General features: G+C 72.4%; 2 protein-coding genes. One reads left to right on the top strand and one right to left on the bottom strand.

Annotated features, from left to right (window positions below):
- A partial coding sequence (locus BIV03_RS19900) for a hypothetical protein (protein ID WP_175475938.1) occupies nt 1-537 on the bottom strand: 537 nt, incomplete at its 3' end.
- A gap of 113 nt (nt 538-650) precedes the next feature.
- Here BIV03_RS19900 and BIV03_RS17030 point away from each other — a divergent pair.
- Nucleotides 651-1,268, top strand: a 618-nt coding sequence (locus tag BIV03_RS17030; protein WP_083403506.1) for a S1 family peptidase, incomplete at its 3' end; no start/stop codon positions are given.

The raw sequence follows: 1,268 nt of genomic DNA, 5'->3' as shown, positions 1-1,268 counted from the left end.
GAGGTTGCGGTCGCCGTACGGGGTCCCCGCCCGGAACACACCGGCGGTGTCCTCGGCACCCCCGTGCCCGATGGGTTCGAGGCCCCGCAGGTCCTCCGACAGCTGGTAGACGTTCGCACGGACGTCGGGCACAGCGGGGAGCAGGTAGAACGCGAGGGCCACGGCGACCCGGTCCGCGAACGCCGGCAACTCCTGCCGGCGGTCCCGGCGGCGCAGCTCGGCGAACCGGGCGAGCCGCGTGGCGAGCTGCCCGAACGCGTACCGGACGGCCGTCCCCTGCTCGAGCTCGGTCGACCGCGCCACCGCCGCCGCAGCCGTGACCGACGCCTCGGTCCGTCGGGCGCGGACGACCTGCACGACCACCGCGGCCGCCAGCACGACCAGCCCGAACACGACGAGCGAGACCTTCACCCCTGGAGCCACGACGAGGTTCGGCAGCTGGAAGGCAGCGGTCGGCGCCGTCGCGACCACGATCGGCCAGACGACCGCTCCGGCCCGGCGTCGCCCACGACCCGTCGTGGCCTGGTCCCCTGTCATGTCGACGACGCTAGGGCACCCCACCGACGCTGACGGAGTTGTCCACAGGGTGACGTTGTTGTCCCCTGCAACGCGGACTTGACCCCCGAACAGGGGGCGAGCACGATCGGGCCATGAAGCAGCGAACGAACCTCAGAGGCCTAGCCCTCGCAGCAGCCGCGGCCATGACCCTGCTCGGCGGTGGCCTCGGCGCGACCGTAGCGAGCGCCGCCACCGTCTCACCGCAGGTCATCGGCGGCGAGCAGGCACCGAGCACCCCGTGGGAGGTGCAGCTCGTCTTCCAGCAGGGCGGCACCGGCACGTACGGGTGCACCGGCGAACAGCTCAACGCCTCGTGGGTGCTCACCGCCGAGCACTGCGTCGACGGCACCACCGCGATGAACGTCTACCACTCGAACAGCACGACGAACCGGGGCGCGGCGACCGCCGCGGACCGGCTGTACTCCGCGCCGTCCGGGGACATCGCACTCGTGCACCTCAGCACGCCGAAGACCCTCTCCTCGTACGCCCCGCTCGACCTTGCGTACACCACGAAGAGCTCCGGGACCGGCACCGTGCTCGGCTACGGCAACCGCGCCAACAGCGTGCCGACGACGGGGCTCTACCAGGCGACCGTGAACCTCACGGGGAGCTCCACGGACGCGTACGGCGGCCGCGCGCAGCACGTCACGGGTGTGACCGGCGCGTCGAACCACGGCGACTCCGGCGGCGCGCTCGTCGTGAACGGCAAG

Origin of the sequence: Curtobacterium sp. MCBA15_016, assembly GCF_001865105.1 — a bacterium.
Lineage (GTDB): Bacteria > Actinomycetota > Actinomycetes > Actinomycetales > Microbacteriaceae > Curtobacterium.
The sequence above is the reverse complement of the archived record's forward strand: the minus strand, read 5'-3'. Positions and strand labels throughout refer to the sequence as shown.